This window comes from Kitasatospora sp. NPDC048545 (assembly GCF_040651155.1).
Classification (GTDB): domain Bacteria; phylum Actinomycetota; class Actinomycetes; order Streptomycetales; family Streptomycetaceae; genus Kitasatospora.
The window spans coordinates 1-18,936 of record NZ_JBEZIQ010000069.1 but is presented as its reverse complement, the minus strand read 5'-3'; the positions used below and the strand labels follow the sequence as shown (position 1 = coordinate 18,936).

Annotated in this window: 24 protein-coding genes; 23 read left to right on the top strand and 1 reads right to left on the bottom strand. The window is 73.7% G+C overall.

Translation table 11 applies throughout. The features are described from left to right. Positions 1-2: 2 nt before the first annotated feature. The 23 genes from AB0D10_RS39800 (at position 3) to AB0D10_RS39690 (ending at position 15,398) form a co-directional block, all read left to right on the top strand. Positions 3-824 carry a hypothetical protein gene (locus AB0D10_RS39800; protein ID WP_360265848.1) on the top strand — a complete coding sequence of 274 codons (822 nt, stop codon included), beginning with the start codon at positions 3-5 and terminating at the stop codon, positions 822-824. After that, positions 824-2,305 (top strand): transfer protein, encoded by a 1,482-nt coding sequence (locus AB0D10_RS39795; RefSeq protein WP_360265846.1) that lies wholly within the window; start codon positions 824-826, stop codon positions 2,303-2,305. The genes AB0D10_RS39800 and AB0D10_RS39795 overlap by 1 nt, the downstream gene beginning before the upstream one ends. A gap of 68 nt (positions 2,306-2,373) precedes the next feature. Then, entirely contained in the window at positions 2,374-2,568 is a 195-nt protein-coding gene (locus tag AB0D10_RS39790) for a hypothetical protein (RefSeq protein WP_360265843.1), read from the top strand. A 48-nt stretch (positions 2,569-2,616) separates the two neighbouring features. Further along, positions 2,617-2,964, top strand: coding sequence for a hypothetical protein (locus AB0D10_RS39785; protein ID WP_360265840.1), 348 nt, complete (start codon positions 2,617-2,619; stop codon positions 2,962-2,964). A gap of 82 nt (positions 2,965-3,046) precedes the next feature. Beyond that, positions 3,047-3,787, top strand: coding sequence for a hypothetical protein (locus AB0D10_RS39780; protein WP_360265838.1), 741 nt, complete (start codon positions 3,047-3,049; stop codon positions 3,785-3,787). Between the two features lie 144 nt (positions 3,788-3,931). Further along, complete coding sequence (locus tag AB0D10_RS39775; protein ID WP_360265835.1) at positions 3,932-4,573, top strand: hypothetical protein; 642 nt, start codon at positions 3,932-3,934, stop codon at positions 4,571-4,573. A gap of 124 nt (positions 4,574-4,697) precedes the next feature. Beyond that, positions 4,698-5,078: a hypothetical protein gene (locus AB0D10_RS39770; RefSeq protein WP_360265832.1), complete on the top strand. Its 381-nt coding sequence runs from the start codon at positions 4,698-4,700 to the stop codon at positions 5,076-5,078. Positions 5,079-5,181: 103 nt separating this feature from the next. Next, positions 5,182-6,123 carry a hypothetical protein gene (locus AB0D10_RS39765; protein WP_360265829.1) on the top strand — a complete coding sequence of 314 codons (942 nt, stop codon included), beginning with the start codon at positions 5,182-5,184 and terminating at the stop codon, positions 6,121-6,123. 37 nt (positions 6,124-6,160) lie between these two features. Beyond that, positions 6,161-6,556: a ferrous iron transport protein A gene (locus AB0D10_RS39760; protein WP_360265827.1), complete on the top strand. Its 396-nt coding sequence runs from the start codon at positions 6,161-6,163 to the stop codon at positions 6,554-6,556. A gap of 17 nt (positions 6,557-6,573) precedes the next feature. Further along, positions 6,574-7,785 carry a DNA polymerase III subunit beta gene (dnaN, locus tag AB0D10_RS39755; RefSeq protein ID WP_360265824.1) on the top strand — a complete coding sequence of 404 codons (1,212 nt, stop codon included), beginning with the start codon at positions 6,574-6,576 and terminating at the stop codon, positions 7,783-7,785. Between the two features lie 89 nt (positions 7,786-7,874). Next, the gene (locus AB0D10_RS39750; protein WP_360265821.1) at positions 7,875-8,618 is read left to right on the top strand and encodes a hypothetical protein; all 744 of its coding nucleotides are present in this window, start codon (positions 7,875-7,877) and stop codon (positions 8,616-8,618) included. A gap of 38 nt (positions 8,619-8,656) precedes the next feature. Next, complete coding sequence (locus AB0D10_RS39745) at positions 8,657-8,890, top strand: hypothetical protein (RefSeq protein WP_360265818.1); 234 nt, start codon at positions 8,657-8,659, stop codon at positions 8,888-8,890. A gap of 89 nt (positions 8,891-8,979) precedes the next feature. Then, positions 8,980-9,219, top strand: a complete 240-nt coding sequence (locus AB0D10_RS39740) for a hypothetical protein (protein ID WP_360265815.1) — start codon at positions 8,980-8,982, stop codon at positions 9,217-9,219. A 149-nt stretch (positions 9,220-9,368) separates the two neighbouring features. Beyond that, a complete protein-coding gene (locus AB0D10_RS39735; protein WP_360265813.1) occupies positions 9,369-9,608 on the top strand; it encodes a hypothetical protein in 240 nt (79 codons plus the stop codon). A gap of 125 nt (positions 9,609-9,733) precedes the next feature. Then, positions 9,734-10,216 (top strand): hypothetical protein, encoded by a 483-nt coding sequence (locus AB0D10_RS39730; RefSeq protein WP_360265810.1) that lies wholly within the window; start codon positions 9,734-9,736, stop codon positions 10,214-10,216. After that, positions 10,216-10,680 (top strand): protein kilB, encoded by a 465-nt coding sequence (locus AB0D10_RS39725; protein WP_360265807.1) that lies wholly within the window; start codon positions 10,216-10,218, stop codon positions 10,678-10,680. Before AB0D10_RS39730 ends, AB0D10_RS39725 begins: the two co-directional genes overlap by 1 nt. A gap of 114 nt (positions 10,681-10,794) precedes the next feature. After that, a complete protein-coding gene (locus AB0D10_RS39720; RefSeq protein WP_360265804.1) occupies positions 10,795-11,286 on the top strand; it encodes a hypothetical protein in 492 nt (163 codons plus the stop codon). A 35-nt stretch (positions 11,287-11,321) separates the two neighbouring features. After that, positions 11,322-11,837, top strand: coding sequence for an AAA family ATPase (locus AB0D10_RS39715; protein ID WP_360265802.1), 516 nt, complete (start codon positions 11,322-11,324; stop codon positions 11,835-11,837). Between the two features lie 113 nt (positions 11,838-11,950). Next, the gene (locus AB0D10_RS39710) at positions 11,951-12,286 is read left to right on the top strand and encodes a hypothetical protein (protein WP_360265799.1); all 336 of its coding nucleotides are present in this window, start codon (positions 11,951-11,953) and stop codon (positions 12,284-12,286) included. Positions 12,287-12,329: 43 nt separating this feature from the next. Beyond that, entirely contained in the window at positions 12,330-13,079 is a 750-nt protein-coding gene (locus AB0D10_RS39705; RefSeq protein WP_360265796.1) for a hypothetical protein, read from the top strand. A 102-nt stretch (positions 13,080-13,181) separates the two neighbouring features. Continuing rightward, entirely contained in the window at positions 13,182-13,625 is a 444-nt protein-coding gene (locus AB0D10_RS39700) for a hypothetical protein (RefSeq protein ID WP_360265793.1), read from the top strand. A 250-nt stretch (positions 13,626-13,875) separates the two neighbouring features. Beyond that, positions 13,876-14,613, top strand: coding sequence for a ParA family protein (locus AB0D10_RS39695; RefSeq protein WP_360265790.1), 738 nt, complete (start codon positions 13,876-13,878; stop codon positions 14,611-14,613). Continuing rightward, a complete protein-coding gene (locus AB0D10_RS39690) occupies positions 14,613-15,398 on the top strand; it encodes a hypothetical protein (RefSeq protein ID WP_360265788.1) in 786 nt (261 codons plus the stop codon). The genes AB0D10_RS39695 and AB0D10_RS39690 overlap by 1 nt, the downstream gene beginning before the upstream one ends. Positions 15,399-15,820: 422 nt before the next feature. On the opposite strand, the gene AB0D10_RS39685 is transcribed toward AB0D10_RS39690, so the two are convergent. Continuing rightward, complete coding sequence (locus AB0D10_RS39685) at positions 15,821-18,412, bottom strand: Helicase associated domain protein (RefSeq protein ID WP_360265786.1); 2,592 nt, start codon at positions 18,410-18,412, stop codon at positions 15,821-15,823. Positions 18,413-18,936 lie beyond the last annotated feature (524 nt).

Genomic DNA, 18,936 nt, shown 5'->3' with positions numbered 1-18,936 from the left:
CCGTGTCGAAGCTCGACCGGGCCCGCCACTGGGCGGGCCGCACCGCCACCGTGGCCGGCGCCGCCGCCCTGACCGCCGCCATCTTCACCCCGCAGGTGCTGCCCCTCGCCACCCCGGTCGTCCTCGGCACGACCGTCGTCTCCGCCGCCGTCTCCATCCGGCCCTGGCGGCGCAGCACCCCCGGCGCGGTCAGCGCCCTGTACGCCTCGCCGTCCGCGTTCCTGCTGGGCGAGATGCTCGCCTTCCGGATCGTGCCCGGCGCGCACTGGGGCGAGGGCGTGGCCGTCGCCGTGTGGGCCGGGCTGACCTGGTGGCAGCGCCCCTCCCGGCTCGCCCGCGAACTGGTGCGCCCCAGCGCCCTGGTCCCGGCCGTCCCCGACTACGCCCCGGTGGTGCTGCTCGCCGGCACCCCGGAGGAGCAGCTGACGCTCGACTGGGCGCGGTGGGCGCAGACGGACAAGTGCCCGGCGGCCGGCACCTACCTGGAGCACGCCGTGGTCGAGGGCCGCACCGAGTGGCGCGCGCAGATCGTCGCCGTCGGCGGGCGCCCGGTGCCGGACATCCCGATCTCGGCGATCTCGGCGATCACCAACATCCCCGAGGAGCTGATCTCCATCACGGCGGTGAAGGGCCACGGCGCCGGCCGCCGCCAGCTCACCGTCACCGACCGCACCGAGAACGCCGGCGGCCTGGAGCAGATGGACCCCTTCACCCGCTGGGACAAGACGATCGCCCCCGTCGCCATGCCGCACTCCCAGCTCATCGCGATTCGACGCGGCAACACCAAGACCGGCCAGATGGAAGAAGAAAGGCTGCGCCCCTGATGAACCTGCCCACGGCCCCCGGAGGCTTCGAGATCGACGTGATGGAGCTGGAGGTGGAGGTCCCGCCCGGCAAGCTCCTCACCTACGACCTGCGCTCCCTCGCCTCCTCCCTGCACATCCTGGACACCGCGTGCATGGCGGTGGAGACCGACGGCCTGACCCGCGCACTGGTCACCGTCTACGCCGCCCCGCCGCTGGACAAGCTCGACCCGGTCCGCCCCGAGGACCTGGTGATGGACAATCAGGGCTGGCTGACGGTGGGCCGCTACCACGACGGCCAGCCCGCGCAGATCCGCCTGTACGTCCCCGGCTCCGGCGCGCAGCGCGGCGCCCTGTTCGGCACCACCGGCGCCGGCAAGTCCCGCGCCCTGCAGCTGATCCTGGCCGCCGAGAAGCGCTCCGGGATCGTCACCTGGCTCGCCGACCTCAAGGGCGGCCAGTCGGTGCCGGAGGCCGCCGGCCAGGTCGACTGGCGGGTCACCACCCAGGAGGGCCTGCTGGCCATGCTCCAGGCGGCGGTGCGCGTCGCGGAGGAGCGGATGAGCCGCTACTCCGCGATGGGCCGCAGCTCGTTCCTGATCAACCGGCCGGACCCGCTGCTGAGCGTGCGGATCGACGAGGCGAACCGCGCCCTGGAGAAAGGCGCCCCGTACCGGGACAAGATCGCCGCCCTGATCAAGGAGCTCGGCCGCACCGGCCGCTCCGTGGGCGTCGGCATCAGCATCGCCGCGCAGGCCTCGCACGTGGACGAGCTCGGCGGCTCCGACACCCTGCGCGGCATGCTCAAGGAGGGCGACACCATCCTGCTGCGCTGGTCCAGCTCGATGATGCAGTCGCTGGTCTCCGACGGCCTGCTGCCCCCCGGCACGCACATCGTGCCGATCCCCAAGCGCACCGGCCCGCCCGTGCTGCGCAGTCGGTTCGCCACCGTGCGGCCCGGCGCGAAGGTCGCCCGCGGCAACACCGGCGGCATGGCCTACCTGCTCGGCTCCGACCGGCCGACCGCGATGATGCGGTTCTTCCCGGTCGGATCCATGCACGAGGTCGAGGGCCTGGACCCGCTGATCCTCGACCTGTACGGGCCGGGCGAGCCCGCCCACCTGGAGGCCACCTCGTACGAGGCCGCCGGCCCCGCCTACCTGACCCGCGACGGCGACGGACCGGCCGAGCTGGTGGCCGCCGCCCAGGAGCAGACGCAGGCCCTGGTCGAGGAGGCCGCCGCCGAGCAGAAGGCCTCCACCAGCGGCAAGGCCCCCATCGCGGTGCGCATCATGCGCGCCCTGGAGGAGGCCGCCGAAGCCGCCGACGGCGACGACAGCGAGGGCGCCGGCTCCCTCGACTTCGACGAGATCCTCGCCGCCGTCAACGCCGACGGCGGCAAGGCAGTCGGCGCCGCCAGCGTCCGCAACAACCTGTCCGTCCTCAACCGCAGCGACCGGATCACCGCCCTCGGCAGCGGCCGCTACACGCTGCCCGCCTGACCCCTCCACCACCCCGGCCGGGGCGCCGCCCACGCGGCGCCCCGGCCCCTGCCCGCCTGGAGCCCACCGTGGTCGTCTCCGCCTCCCTCGCCGTCGTCTTCGGCATCGCCACCGTCTTCCTCTTCCGCAGCGGAGCCGTCCGCGTCCTCTCCGGCCTGACCCTCATCCTGTTCGGCTTCACCCTCGCCTCCACCGGCCTGGGCCCGACCATCACCCAGCTCCTCACCGGCCTGGTCCACCTCCTCGGCAGCATCCGCGTCTGACCGCTGCCGCACCGCCCGCCCGCACCACAGACCGGAAGGACCACGCCCGTGAACACCCGCCCCGCCCACTGCCCGCAGCGCTTCGGCCCGCTCGACCAGCTCCTCGCCGAAGCCGCCCTCGACCCGCGCGTGCGACCCCAGGCCAGGCCCACCGCGGAGGACAGCCTCACCCAGCTCAGGGTCCTGCACGCCGCGATGGAACTGCGCCACCGCCGGATGCTGCCCGCCGCGCCCCGGCGCCGCGAGCTGACCCGCGGCCCGCGTCGCACCGTCGTCCTGGTCGACGAGGCCGCGCAGCTGCTCACCCGGCCCGCCGGCAGCGCGCTCTCCCCCGAGGCGGCCCGCCTGGTCCGCGAGCTTCTCGCCGTCGGCCGCACCACCCGCATCAACGCCTGACCGCCACCGCCACCGCCATCCCGATCGTGCCCGCCGCCTCCGCCCCGGAGCGGCGGGCACGACCTCTCCCGAAGGGAACGCCATGACCTCCGCCCACGCCGCCGAGCACCACGCCGAACTGACCCGCCAGCACGAGGAGACCGCCCAGCTCGCCGACCCGGCGCCCCGGCCGCCGACCGACCAGCTCCTCGACACCGCCACCGGCACCGCCGCCATCGGCCGCTACGCCGACGGCCGCCTGGCCCGCGTGCCGCTGTGGAACGTCAACGGCGCCGTGCACCTGCACATCAGCGCCCGCACCGGCGCCGGATCCAGCACGTTGATCGACCACCTGCTGGCCGCCGAGCACGCCAGCCCGCTCGTCCGGTCCTGGGTCGCCGACGCGAACGGGACCCGGCCCAGCCACCAGTACGCCGACCGCGCCACCACCACCAAGGACGGCGCCGCCGACCTGCTGCTGGAAGCGGTCGAGCTGCTGCGCGAGCGGCTGCTCGACACCGACGCCGACGGCCCCTACGCCCCCACCCCGCAGCGGCCGCTGATCAGCATCACCCTCGGCGACTGGCCGCACCTGTCCACCCGGGGCGACGTGGCGCGCCTGGCGGACGAGATCGCCCGCACCGGCCGCCTGGCCGGGATGAGCCTGCGCGTCGAGACGTGGGGCGTGGACTTCCAGCCGCCGCTGCCGCTGGTCGACACCGCCCTGCGCGACGCCCACCAGGTCGTCATGACCGCCCGCCTCACCCCGGGCCTGGGCACCCTCGCCGAGCACCCCCACGCCCCCGCCCACCTGTTCCGCACCTTCGCCCCCACCGAGGGCTGACGCCAGCTCAACCGCCCCTCTCCCGGCCTCTCCGGGGGCCGCCGGACCCGCCCGCCACCGGGTGCGGTCCGGCGGCCCCAGAAGGCGCCGCGGCGCCCCGCAGACCCCTCCCCGACCGCCCCTCGCACCCCTTTGGAGCACCCCGTGGACAGCATCTACACCACCTCCGTCACCGCTCCCCGCGCGGACACGGCGATCGACCTCAACGCCTACCTCCTCCAGGAGGGCTTCGTGCCGGCCTCGCTCGACGGCCTGGTCGTCGCCGTCCCGCTGCGGCCCGCCGCCGACACCCCGGCCCTGATCCCCGCCCTGGTCGACGGCAAGGTCGTCGCCGTCCCCGTGCACAACCCGCTCGCCACCCAGGCCGCCCAGGCGCAGCCCGCCCCTGCGGCCGTCGCCCCGATGCAGCCGCCGGCCGACCCGGGCCTGCCGCTCGCGGTGCGCCATGGCGTCCTGTACGGATCGGCGGCGGCCCTCGCGGCCGGCGGCTTCGTGTGGATGGTCGGCGCGGGGATCGGCCTGGTCGCCCCACACTCCGGCGACATCGCCGAGGTCCTCAAGTGGATGGCCATCGCGGTCGCCACCGTCGCGGTCGGCGTGGCCGCCCTGATCGGCAAGCTGCGCGCCGTCGCCTCCAAGGCCGCCTCCGGGGCGAGCGCCACCGCCACCGGTGACGGCGCGAATGCGACCGGCACCGTCCTGGCGCTGGTTCACCGCACCGTCAACACCAACATCGCCAAGCAGTCCGCCGGGTGGCGCGGCTCCGTCACCAACAACATCAGCTGACCGGCCGCTCGGTCTCGCCCCCGGCAGTACCCCGCCCGCCCCGCCGACTCCGGCCGGGCGGGCGGGGCGCGTCCGGGGGCGGGGCCGGCCGACCGGCCGACACCGCCGAGAAGGGAACCACGCCATGCAGCAGCCCGCCATCCAGCCCGCCACCGCCCCGGCCCCGCTCAGGCTCGCCCCTGGCGACTACGTGCTGTACCGCGACGCCGACCGCTACCTGACCAGCCACCCCGACCACACCCAGGTCTGCAAGGTCCTGCCCTACGGCCAGCACCTGCGCGGCCGCTCCACCGTCCAGGTCCTGGCCACCGGCGAGGTCCTCCCCCACGCCCCCATCGCCTACATGCGCGAGCTCGACCCGGCCGAGCTGATGCACGACATCGACACCGCCCCGCTGGACGCCCTCGGCGACGGCCGGCTGATGACCGCCGCCGGGGCCTGGCTCGCCACCCAGCGCCAGCAGAACGTCGGCTCCCCCGCCGCGCTGCCCGCCGTCCGCGACTGACCGACCCGACCCCGCCGCCGCCCGCCCCGCCGAACCCCGGCAGGGCGGGCAGCGCCGCACCTGGGCCCGCCGCTTCACCGACACCACCACCCCGGAGGACTCCGTGACCCTCACCACCACGCCGACCACCACCGCCCCGGCCCTGCCCGGCCCGGCCGTCGACCCCGCCCCCGTCGGCGACGAGAGCACCGAATGGGCGCTGTGGCTCACCGGCACCGGCGAGCAGCGGCCCATGCGCGACCACATCACCGCGCTGCTCACCGCCGCCCAGCACACCGCCCAAGCGGCCCTGCACGACACTGGCAGCCTCGGCGCACCGGTCGACCGGGCGGTGGTCCTGCACCGCGGCCGCGTCTGGTCCCCCGAGCCGCACGCCGCCTCTGGCGCCGTGCAGCCGGTTCTCCTCTGGTCGGCGCGCTGCAAGGTCTGCGGCGAGCCGTTCGACGAGGAGTACGGCCACCACAGCACCGTCGGCGAAGCCGTCGAGCAGGCCGTCGACGGCGAGTGGACGGACACCGGCGGCGGCTGGCTGATCTGCGGCAGCGACGACCGCGACCACGAGGCCGCCCGCGACAGCCGCCCGGCGCCGGCCGCCCCCATCACCGGGCAGAACCCGCTGCCCGGCATCCCGGCCGACGGCCCGGTGCACAGCTGGTTCGGCCTCACCTACGCCAACTACCTGGTGGTGCCGCGCACCCTGCTGCAGTCGATGCCCGCGAGCTGGCAGCAGCGCACCGTCGCCTGCCTCACCGAACTCGACCAGGCCTTCGCGCACGTGGCCCGCGCCGAGGCGTACGACGTCGTCCCCGGCACCGTCCGCGAGGTCGGCGAGCTCACCGACGCCCAGCTCGCCGCAGCCGGCGTCCAGGCCGAGACCCACGACGAGGACAGCACCACATCGGGCGAGAGCCGCTACAGCGACCGCGACGGCCAGGAACTGCAGCCCCACGACTGGGTGCTGCTGCCCGGCACCGACCCGGTCCCGCACTACAACCGCGGCCGCACCCGCATCACCCCCTACGGCCGCCGCACCGCCAGCGCCTGACCACCCGCCACCAGCCAGCAGACAGGGAGAGTCCGCCGTGCGCGCACCCGACCTCGACCCGACCGGCGAGCACCACGGCGGACTCCCCACCTGGCCCTGGCGCTTCGCCGACCCCGGACTGCACACCCGCCGCCAGCTCCGCGAACTCGGCCTCCGGCCCGGGGGACAGGAGCCAGCCGCGCAGGTGGTCACCCGCCGCGGCCTTCGCATCGCCTACCTCTACCGCCTCGACGGCGCGCTGCCGGTTCGGCCGATGACGCCGGGCCGGGCCGCCGCCCTGGACCGGGCGATGGCCGCCCGCCAGACCTGCCCGATCTGCCGCACCCGCTACGACCACTGCCTGCCGCTCAAGTCGCTCGGCTCCTGCCTGCCCTGCTCCGAGCTGACCGACGACGAGCGCGAACAGCTCGCCGCCCTCACCGCCACCGCCTGACCGTCCTGGAGGACACCGTGAAGCTCCGCCTGTTCGCCGGCCCCTTCGCCGACGCCGTCGCCCACGTCGCCCGCGCCCTGCCCACCCGGCCCCCGGTGCCGGTCCTCGCCGGGATCCTGCTGCGCACCGGCCCGGACGGGCTGCACCTGGCCGCGTTCGACTACGAGGCCTGCGCGACCACCCGCCTCGACGCCGAGATCGCCGACGACGGCACCGCGCTGGTCTCCGGACGGCTGCTCAACGACATCTGCAAGGCGCTCCCGAAGGCGGCCGAGGTCGACATCGAACTCTCCGGGGCCCGGCTGCTGCTCACCGCGGGCACCGCGCGCTTCACCCTGCCGACCCTGCCCGTCGAGGAGTACCCGGCCCTGCCCGCGGCCCCGGACACCGTGCTGAGCGTGGACGGCGACGCGCTCGCCGACGCGGTCGCCCAGGCCGTGGTCGCCGCAGGCACCGACGACACCCTGCCCGCCCTCACCGGCGTGCAGATGGTCCTGGAGGGCAGCCGGCTCACCCTGGCAGCCACCGACCGCTACCGCTTCGCCGTCCGCGAACTCACCGTGAAGCCCACCGGCACCCTGCCCGACACCAAGCCGGTGAAGAAGGCCAAGAAGAAGGGTGACGACGCCGGGCCGACGGCCGAGGAGCTCGACGCGGCGGCCCGCACCGTCCTGGTGCCCGCCAAGTTCCTCGCCGAGGCGGCCCGCGCCCTGGCCGGGGAACACCCTGTCAGCATCGGCTGGTCGGACGGGCAGCTCACCCTCTCCATCCCGGGCCGCACCACCGGCACCCGCCTCTTGGAGGCCGAGTTCCCCAAGTTCCGCGGTCTGTTCCCGAGTACGGCCGACGCGGAGCTGACCATCACCGTCCCCGTCGAGGAGGCGCTGGCCGCCATCAAGCGCGTCGCCCTGGTCGCCTCCGACAAGCGCCCGATCCGCCTGGCCGTCGACGGCGACCAGCTGCTCATCGAGGCCGGCGACGGAGACGACGCCCGCGCGGCCGACCGCATCCCCTGCAACTCCGTCGGCTCGCTCGACGACCGGGTCCAGGGGTGCGACGCCGCGTTCAACCCCGGCTACCTCGCCGACTGCCTCAAGTCCATGACCACCCCCGAGGCCCGCTTCCACCTCACCTCCTCCACCAAGCCGGTCCTGGTCCTCGGCCACAGCGGCGAGGACACCGGCGGCGACTACCAGCACCTGCTGATGCCGATCCGCCTCCAGGGCTGACCCCGCACGACCCCGCCCGCCCCGGCACCCGCCGGGGCGGGCCACGAACCGCGCACCACCACACCAACCTCACCAAGGAGCAGCACCCCGTGAACCAGCACACCGAGTACAGCGAGCCCGACAACACCGAGGCGCAGCCGTCCCCGAGCATCCGCGAGGCGGCCGGCCGCCGGGCCCGCGCCCTGACCGCCCCGGGCGGCTGGCTCGACAAGCGCCGCAGCGACGTCGTCGACGGCCTGGACGACTTCGCCACCGCCGAGCCGTGGGTGCGCGGCCTCACCTTCCTGGTCGGGACCGCCTTCGCGGTCCTGGTGCTCGGCACCGTCGGCGGCATCCTGCTCAACGGCGCCGCCGCCGTGATGGGCGCGATCCACCTGCCCGAGCACATCCCCGGCTCCGGTGACGGCCTGCGCGCCGCGATCACCGGCCCGATCCACACCTACCTCGCCGCCCACCTGCCCGCCCCGCTCACTGAGGCCACCGCGTACGGCGCGTGGAAGACGGTCGGCGTGGTCGTCGGCCTGCTCGCCTTCCTCAGCCAGGGCGCCGTCGCGCGTCTCGCGTGGTCGGCCTGGTCCTGCGCGACGCTCGCCATGGTGTGGCAGGCCGCCCCCGTGGCCGGCCGCCCCGTCGCCACCGGCCTCACCGCCGCCGCCCTTGCCGTCGTCTCCCTGTTCGCCCTGCGCGGCATCAGCTTCAGCCTGCGCCCGACCGTCATCAACCGCACCGACGTCGCCCCGCAGATCACCATCCAGGCCCCCGAGCCCAAGACGGTCACCCGGGCCCGGCCGACCGTTGTCCCCGCACCGACCGGCCCCTTCGACCAGCGCTGACCCCCGCCCCGGCCACGACCACCAGGAGCAGCCGACCCGTGCCCGAACCCGCCCTCCCCCGCCCCGTCCGGGTGGCCGACATCATCGCCCAGCGCACCCAGGCCCTGGCCGCCGACGTCGCCCAGCTGCGCGCCGACGCCGACCGCCTCGCTGCCGGCCTCGCCCGCGGGGTCAGCACCACCGACACCGAGCGGCTCACCGTCCTGGCCCAGCGCATCCACGGGCAGGCGTCCCGGATCGAGGGCCTGACCGACGCCCGCAGCCTCACCTGACCACCCGCACCGCCGGGGCCGGCGCCCACAGCGTCGGCCCCGGCCTCACCGCCCATCTGCCGAGCACCGCCCACCGGAAGGCACCCACCGTGGCCCTGGCCGTATCCCGCGACGCACAGATCGCCGCGCTCTACGAGAAGCTCTACCACCGCTCCGCGATCCTGGCCGGCCTCACCCCCGGCAGCCACTCCCACGCCGGAATCCAGGCCGAGTGCGACGCCATCCACGCCGAGATACGGCGCCTGGAGTCCACCACGAGCATCTCGCCGAAGGCCGTCCTCATCGCCGCCGCCGTGCTCCTGCTGATCGCCTGGAGCGCCCTGCACTGACGCCCGGGCACTCACGCTGCCCACCACCACGCCCGCCGTCCCCGCCCAGCCAGGCCGGGACCGCGGGCGCCGTGGTGCGCGGCGCCGGCGCCCGGCCGGACCACCCAATGAGAGACCGCCCGCACTCCCCCTGAGTGGAAGGACACCCGATGCCCACCAACGAGAGCACCGAGCCGCAGTACCGCGCGAACCTGGCCGACCTGGAACCGCTCGCGGCCCGGTGGGCCGCCCGGCGTGACGGCCGGCCCATGCCGCCCCTGGACCAGGCCGGCCGCCAGGTCCTCATCCGCACCCTCACCGAAGCCGCCGCCCGAGGCGCTGGCGCCAACCCCGAGATGGCCCGCCGCGCCCAGGCCCGCGCCGACGAGCTGCGCGCCGGGCTCGACTGACCGCCGTTCCGGGCACTGACGCTGCCCACCACCACCTCCGCCCCCTCCGGCCAGCCAGGCCGGCGCGGCGGGCGTGGTGGTGCGCGGCGCGGCCGCCCGGCCGACACCGACCACGGGAGGACACCGTGACCACCGACACCACCCCGACCGTCCACGCGCCGTTCGCCCGCCCGGGACGAATCTGGCGCCAGGACAGCATCGAGGAGGGCGCGACCGACTGGGCGCTGGCCCGCTTCGCGCTCTCCGAGCGATCCTTCGCCAGCTACGACGACGACCCCGGCGCCGAGGAAGCCCGGCGCCTCGCCGACAAGCTCACCGCCGACGAGGCCCGGCGGATCGACGCCTTCCTCGCGGCCGGCGTCCAGGACCGCGGCCGCCTGGACGTCGTCGCCACCGCCCCGCAGCTCACCGGCGAAGACCGCACCTGGCTGCTCGACCAGCTGCGCCTGGCCTGGCAGCGCCTGGAGAGCCTGCACGACGCGATCGACCGCTCCGGCAGCATGATGACCACCACCTACGCGGCGAGCTCCGTCGACTACGTGCGCTGGTCCCGTCGCCCCGAGGCGATCACCGGACGCCGCCCCGCCCCACAGCAGGCCGGTGCCTGATGGCCGCCGAACTCGCCATCGCCCTGGTCGGCGTCGTCGGCACGCTCGCCGGCACCCTGACCGTCACCGCGCTCCAGCACCGGGCCGCCCGCACCGAGCGCACCGAGCGCACCGACCAGGAGCGGCGCCGCGAACTCGTCCAGGCCGTCACCGCCCTGGTGACCGCCCTCGCCGCGCACCGCCGCGCCATGTGGGCCCGCGAGCGGCTGCGCCTCACCGGCGCCGACGACGCGGTATACGCGGAGGCGCGCAGCGAGAGCCACCGCACCCGCGCCGACATCACCGCCCCGCTGGTCACCCTCGCCATTCTCGCCCCCGTCCTTGCCCAGGCCGCCCAGGACGCCGCCCGCGCCACCTACGCCCTGCGCGGCGCAGCCGACCACACAGCCCTCGACCGGGCCCGCACCGAGGCCGCCGCCACCAGCGAGCGCCTGGTCGCCGCCGCCGCCGATCAACTGGCCTGACCCACCAGCTCGTGCCCTCACCCGGCTCTGCGCCGCTTCGCCCCCGATGCCCGCCCCGGCCCGGGGGCGAAGCGGCGGAGAGCCGCACACCCGCCACCGACGGAGGAACCCGCCGTGAACACCACCGCCCGCACGGACCGCGCCGCCCGCTTCGCCTCTTGCTACGCCCTGCTGCGCGCCGCAGCGGACATCGGGGACCACCTCGTGCAGTCGGATTTCTGTGCCCGCACCAAGGGCGCCACCGACGCCGCTCCCGCCGTCGGCGACGACGGCACCGTCCACGGCACGAAGGCTGGCCGAAAGGCGTGCGCGGTTCACTGCCTGACCTACTCCGCCACCCAGGCCGCGGCCCTTCTCCTGGGCTCCCGCGCGTTCGGCCTGCGCCTGCGCCCCGGCCACCTCGCCGCCGCCCTCGCCATCTCGGGACTCACTCACTACGCCATTGACCGAAGGGTCCCGGGCGGGCTGCTGGAGCGGTTCGCCGAGGCCACCGGCAAGGGCAACTTCTACCGCCTGGCCGACCACGGCATCAACGGCGCGGCGCGGATGGACGCCGCCGTCCACCACGGCTTCGAGACCATCGCCGCCGCCGTCCTGGCCCGCTGACACCCGCCCAGAGCCGCCCACCGAAGGGATCGCCCATGCTCTCCACCCAGCCCTCCGCCATCGACAACGTCCTGGCACCGGCCGAACCCGGCGACTTGGTCGTCATGATCGGGGCCAGTGGCTCGGGCAAGTCGACCCTGCTGCGCCACCTCCCGCCCACCCAGGTCGTCAGCCTCGATGGCCTGCGCGCTGTCGTCGCGGACTCGGCCGGCCAGCAGGAGGCGACCGCCGACGCCGTCCTGCTGCAGAACCAGATCCTGGCCATGCGGCTGCGACGTGGCCTGACGACCTGGGTGGACAACACGTCGGCCGAGGCACACCACAGGGCGCAGCTGGTCGAGCTCGGCCACCAGCACGGCCGCCGTGTGGTGGCGACGTGGGTGGACGTGCCACTGCCGGTGTGTCTGGCGAGGAACGCGCGGCGGCCGGCCGAGAGGCGGGTGCCGGAGGACGTCGTGCGCTGGCAGCACCGCATGGTCCGCTCGGCCCGCGAGCTGCTCGCGGGCGAAGGGTTCGACGAGGTCCGACTGCACCGCTTCTCCGGGTCCTGACGCTGCCCACCAGCGCGCGCCCCGTCCCCGGCACCCAGCCGGGGGCGGGGCGCTCTGGTGCGCGGCGCGGCCACCCGGCCGAGCCTCGCACTGGAAGCACGGAGCCACCCGAGATGACCTTCTCCCCCGACCTGGCCGCCCTGCGCGCCGCCGCTCAGCGCGAGATCGAGCGGCACGCCGACCGGCCGCTGCCCGGCACCTGGCGCCTGGTCCGCCTGGACGATCTGCCCGCCATCGCGCCGGCCTGCGACCAGGACCACCGGGGCCGCGCCCCGATCCACCCCGGCGTCGACGGCTTGTACGACTGCTGCCCGCAGCCGTGGATTCGCGTCGGCGTCCTCCAGGTCGCCGACCTCCTCCTGGCCCTCCTCAACCAGCCGGCCCCCGCCCCGGCCGCCGCGGCCGGACCGGAGCCGGTGAGCGACGACCCCACCGGCGCCTGGATCTGACTGCCCCGCACCCCGCACACCACCACCGGAAGGACATCCCGAGATGACCGAGACCGCCCGCACCCGCCTGCTCGCCACCGCCCTGGACACCGCCGACAGCGCCGCCACCGTCCTCGCCGGAGCCGCCGCCGGCCTCGCCACCTACCGCGCCCTGGCCGCCCGCCCCACCGAGACCCGCCTCACCCTCACCGCGGCCGCCGGCGCCCTCGCCCTCTGCCTCGCCGACCAGGCCACCACCCTGCTCCGCCGCCCCCTGCGCGGCCGCCTCGGCCTGCCCGCCTACGGCTACACCGCCACCGCAACCACCACCCCGGCCCCCTCGCCGGAGCAGCTCACGACCGAAGCCGCCGCCGACGCCGCACACCGCGCCGCCACCCGCGCCCACAGCCTCGACCACGGCTCCGGCAGCCTCACCCAGGCCGCCAACTGGACCGGCCAGGCCGACGGCAGCGCCACCTGCGAGCTGACCCCCGACGCCCACCTGCTGTGCCTGCCCGCCCCCAGCGACCGGTACGGCGCCGGCGCCCGCACCTACTACCTGGTCGCCGACGGCGAGCGCCCGATCGAGGTCCACACCCTCGCCGAGATCGTCGCCCTCCTCGACCGCCTCGCCGAGGCCGGCACCCTCGACCCGGAGACCGACGTCGACGAAGACGAGCACTACCGCGACGAGGACCAGTACGGCGACGACGAGCCGGACGACCACCGCGACCTGGACGACGAGGACGACCAGGACCCCGACGCCCGCCAGTCCACCTTCGCGGGCGGCTACTCCGAGGAGCCGCCCTTCTAACCCCCGCTGCACCTGACGACCCAGCAGTGCCCGGCCCGGCCCGCCCCAGCGGACCGGGCCGGGCGCGTTCTCCCCGAACCGCCCCGCAGCCTGGAGGACCCCGTGACCCGCTCCGTCATCGCCCCCAGCCCCGACAGCCCAGCCAGCCAGGCCGTCGGCCTGGACCTCGACGGCACACTCACCCAGCCCGGCCCCTGGCTCGGCGGCCGCATCGGCCTGCCCCAGCCCGGCGCCATCGACGCGCTGCGCACGCTCGCTGAGCACAGGGCGGTGTTCGTCTACACGGCCAGGCCGAGGCGCTGGCTTCCCGAGGTGGCAGATTGGGTCACCTGGTACTCCGGCCTGGCCGCGTTCGTCGACCCGGATCCTGAGCGGGCGTACTGGACATCGGTCGGCGGTCCGATTCTGGTGACCAACACCAAGTTGGGCGCCGCCTGCTACGTGGACGACCGCGCTGTCCATCACGCGGGTGACTGGGCCTCCACCCTCGCGGTCGTCACCCGGGCAATCGGGCTCGATCGCGTCGGCGGCCCCGTCCCGGCCTGAGCTCGCACAGCACCACCCCAAGGCCCTCCCGTCCGGTCTCCCGACCGGGCGGGAGGGCCTTTTTGCGTTTCGGGGCGGAGCGAATCCCCGCCGCTCGGCAAGGTCCACCGGATCGAGACGGTGCGGACCCGTCCGTGTCGGCCATAGGGGCGGCTACGCTCATTCCGGCCCGGAAAGCACGGAGCCCCGCCTGGCCGAGGCGGGGCACCGATGGGGCCGCACCACGACCAACCCGGTGAGGAAGAAAGCGATGACGACCACCAGCCCCGAGAGTATCCCCCGATCCGAAGCGCTGAGCGCCGCCCAGGCCGCCGCCCGGTCCACCCTGACATGGCTCGACCCGGAGAAGACGCGGAAGAAGAAGGTGATCGCGGTCGGCGGCCTGAAGGGCGGCGTCGGCAAGTCCACCATGAGCGTCTACCTCGCCCTGGTGTACGCCGTCGCCTACGGCCTCAAGGTGCTGCTGGTCGACGCCGACCCGCTCTCCCAGACCGCGTACGACTGGCACCGCATCGCGAAGAAGAAGGGCGACCCGCTCCCCTTCGACATCGAGACCTGGCCCCACGCCCGGGTCGGACAGCGCGTCATGGAAGACACCGATGGCTACGACGTCGTCGTCATCGACTGCGGCGGTGAGAGCTCGGACATCTTCGGGTCCGCTGTCGCCGTCTGTGATCACGTCCTGTTCGTGACCAGCCCGCGCAAGGCCGAGATGCGACGCATCAAGGGCTCCCTCGACGGTGCGCTCTCGGCGGCCCGGGACGCGGGCCGACTCCACGAAATCTCGGCGAACGTCGTCTTCACCCGCGTGAAGAACGCCAGGGCCTCCCACAACGAAGCAGCCCGCGGAAAGGTCAAGGACGCCGGCTACGACCTGCTCGCGGCCGAGATCCCCGACCTGGTCGACTACGAGGACGCCATGGAAACCTGCCCCAAGGAGCTCGGTCACTACCGGGCCCTGGTCGAGACGCTGGAGATGGCCGCCTGATGGGACGACTCGCTGACTTCGACCTGAACGACTCCAGCCCGGCAACCTCGCCCCACGCCGAGGACGGCAGCCCCGGCCCGAAGGCGGAGACGGCCCCGGTGCCGGCCGCGCCCCGCCCCTCCCTGCCCGACCCGAAGGCCAAGCCCGGCGAGCAGATCGCCGTCTGCGAGCGCGCGATCGAGGCGGCCAAGGCCCGCTGGCAGGAGACCGCCGAGAAGGCGATGGCCGAGTTCCTCGACGAGGCCGGCCCCTTCTTCGTCTGGGTCCACGAGAACAAGCTCTACAAGCACCTGAAGGACGCCAACGGCAAGCCCTACAAGTCCTTCAGCCGCTACTGCCAGGAGCGCTGGGGAATCTCCCGCGCCAGCGGATACCGCATCACCCGCGTCATCCCCCTGCTCCAGATCCTCCAGGCCGCCGAGCCCCCCGTCACCGAGCTGGCGGCACGCCAGGCACTCGTCCTGCACCCGCTGCGCCGCCAGAAGGGCGCGGAAGCGGTCCTCAAGGTGTGGGCGGCGGCATGGAGCGCGAAGAAGGGATCGGTCCCCAACCCGGAAGAGCTCACCAAGGCCATCACCGACTGCGGCTACAAGCTGCGGCCGGACGAGGACGCGGAGCGTACGGAGAAGGGCGAGCTGAACCCCGCGGCCGAGCTGGACAAGGCCGTCAGGATCCTCGAACCCAACACCGTGCGGCTGGCCGTCGAGCGCGACCCGGAGCGGGTAGTGCTCCTGGTGAAGACCCTCACCGCAGCGCTGGCCGACGCTGGCGTACCCCTCGACTGACCTGAAAAGTGTGTCACTGTGACACACTTTTTGACCCGCCTTCGGCCCGCCGCCCGACCCAGGGTGCCGGGCCGAAAGTGTGTCACAGTGACACACTTTTGAGCCTGGAGACCACCGGCGCCGACCAGGGGTCCCCATCGACCCGGACGTGCCCGCGGCCCGCTCCGCTCGTTGAACCAGCCGAGCGCCCCGACCAGGGCGCGGCACGGCACTGCTCATGCACCGGCCCGGGACGGACACCCCCACGCCCCAGGCCCGCCGGGCGGTGCCGGTCCCGGGGCGGCCGGCCGGGCGTACACACCGTCGGCCGCCCCCACCGAACGCTGCTGGCCGACCCCGCAGCATCGCGGGATCGGCCAGCAGGACCTGATGGAAACAGTGCTACAACCAGCTCATCAGCACGGCCGGAACCATGAGGCCGCTCACGCCCACGCCACGCCGTACTCGGCGAGCTGTGCGAGCTGACCGGCCGTCAGCTTGCTCCGACGGGCCTTCTGGTTGTTCAGCCAGGTACCCAACGCCACCACCGCACCAGCATCGACGTCGCCGCCCCCGTCCGGCCTCTCCATGGGCCCCAGCGCCTCCTTGTGGGCCCTGGGAACCCGGGCGTGGCCCTCGCGCTCCACGAACGCCGCCAAGGCCTCCAGGCCCTGCTGGAAACGATCCGCGTGGGACGTCTTCGGCTTCGCCGCGGCCGCCTCCCGCGCGGTCACCAGCTCCGGGTCCTCCTCGATGCCCAGCGCCGTCAACAGGTCCCGCTGGTCCTGCTCCAGCGTCGGCCACTCCGCCCGCACCCGGGCGATGAACTTCCCGAGCTGCTCCCCCTCGAACTCAGTGTCGGCCGGGAGGGCGGGCCAGTCGACCCGGCCGTCGCACTCCAGCCACCACGCCCTGGCGGCCACGTACGCGCGCTGCCAGGTGACCGGCCAGGTGGGGTTCCACCACGGGTCGATCTCCTCCAACCGCCGGCGCTTGTCCGCCTCCAGGGCGCCCTCCTCACCCTCCGGCAAGGAGGCGGCCAGCCGCATCGACGCGAGCCAGGCCCCCACCCCGAACCCGCCCACCGCAGCCCGAGTGGGCGCCGCCAGGGACCCGAAGTGCTCCTTCGCCCACACCCGCGCCCAGTCCAACCCGGTCTCGAACCGCAGCTCCGACACCGACCACACCATGCCCAGGTCATCCAGCATCCCGACACGGTGACGCGCCAATGTCCCCTCCGAATACTCCCCACGCCTGTCCGACAACCACCGTCCAAGCGGAAAGGAATCATCCTCACCGACCATCGTGGAATACGGCATGTCCAGCGATCCGTGCTCCTCGAACCAACGCCGCGCGTGCCCGATTCCAACCCGCCATGCCTCATTCTCACCCGTCAGAACCCGCAGACTCACAAACAGAGCCAGCACATTCGGATCGACCGGGTCCTGAAACCGAACCGGCAGCGTGAACGCAGGCGTCCCCTCCGGCGTAACCTCACCCTCACCAGGTGCGGCAACGGCCTCGGCGCTGCGCCCGGTGGTCCGCTTGCCGGACTTCTGCGGCACGGCGAGGTTCTCCACCACCTTGGCGTCGTGGGCCCTCAGCGCGGTAAGGATCTTGATAAGCGGCGCGTAGGAATCGGACTCCAGCAGGTCCCCGGATTCCTCCCCGGCCTTGAGGAAAACGGGCACGATAAGAGACGCCACTTTCCCCTCGCCGGGCTTCATGCGAAGGGCACGGCCGATGGCCTGGACGATATCCACCATCGACCCTCGCCCCTGGAGGAGAACCGCGTCTGCATTCGGAATATCAACGCCCTCGCCGAGAACCTTGCAATTCACCAGAAAGGCGTGCGCCAGGCCCTCCTTTTCCTGCGCCGTTCCGAAGCCCTGGATGGTCTCCTTCCGGTAATCCACCGAGTGCTCCCCGGAGAGCCACTGAGCCCATACCTCCTCGGGATACTTCTCGGGGTCTTCCTCGTGGAGGCGTTCGGCGGTCTGGCCGAGCGTCTCGGCGAAATAGCGGGCCTCGATGGTGCGGGAATGGAAGGTGATGACCCGGCCGAGCTGGCGCTCGACGGCGGTCTTGATGAGGCCGGCCTGGATGGCCGCCAGGCGCTCAGGGCGGACCTGGTCCTCCTCGCCGTTCTCGTCCTCGCCCACTCCCGGCCCCCAGGGCAGTGGCTGGCGCTTGGCGGCCTTGCGGTCCGATTCCGGATCGCGCAGCTCCAGCACCACCACCTCGAAGGGCGCCAGCAGCTTCCTGTCGATGGCTTCGGCGAGCCCGAGCGAGAAGATCGTCTTCCCGAAGACACGGGAATCTGACATGGAACACACAAGGTCGTCCGGCAGCGGCTGGTAGGCGCCCTCACGCCGTCGCACGGCCGCCTTCGGCGGGGCCCAGATGCGCGGCGTGGCGGTCATGTACAGCCGCCTGAGAGCCGGAATCTTGTCCTGGTCGTGCACCACCGTCCAGGTCTTCTCCAGGCTCCCAGAGGCCCGGTGCGCCTCGTCACAGACCATCAGGGCCAGCGGCGGCACCTCCTTGCCCAGGACCGCCGGCCCGGCCTGGTAGGCGTCCTTCAGGGCGCCGACGGAGGCGTACGTGGCGAACAGCGTGACCGGCCGCCGGCCTTCGCCCGCCTCGGTCAGCCAGTCGGCGATCTGCACCCCGTTGGTGCTGCCCCGTACCCCCAGTGGCAGGGCGCCCTGGGTCAGCGAGCACACGGCGTACATCGCCCCGGCCCGGCCCGCGGCCTTCCAGGCCCCGATCATCTGGAGCAGCAGATCCAAGGTGGGGACCACCACCAGGACCGCCCCGTGCGGCGCCAGCTTCTGGCCAGCCGCCGCCCCCACGAAGCTCTTCCCCGAGCCTGTGGCCATCTGCACGGTGGCCCGCAGCCCATGGGGCGTCAGCAGTCCCGGACGGGGCGTCAGCGCCCTCACGATGGCCGCCAGCGCCTCCTCCTGGTGCGCGCGCAGCGTGACCCCCGAAGCAGCCTTCGCGGCCTTCAGGCCCGGCTTGACGATGCTCACAGAATCTCTTCCCCTCACCCATTCCCGGAACCGACCCCGGGACTCCCGCCGGAATTTCGAGCAGTGCGTTTCTGATACATTGGCCGGACAATAGAGGCCGGACAATCCGTGAAAGCCGAACCCAATTGAACAGGAGAATCGGATACGCCGTGCAGAAAACCGGAGAGGGCCAAAACGGCCCCGTCGGGCAGCTTCCACACGGCATCTGCGGCGGGATCGCCCAGCGGGCCAAAACTGATACACTCGCTCTTGAGAGTCACCCCATCAGGGTAGCGGACCGGGACCGGCCGCGCAGCCGTTTTGCTGGTCTGGACCATGGTCTAGGCCAATCTGGCAGGAGTGAAGTCGACCCGCACGCGCCCCCGGAGCGCACCCCTCCCCCTAGTGAGCCTGTAGTGAGGTCAACCAAAAACCCAGTTCAGGCATGTAATCCGACATCAGCCGTCCCGGAGGGAGTGGAGCGAAGCGGAGTGACCGACGGGCCCGAGCGAAGCCGGGCCGACCTGACCGGAGGTCAGGTCACG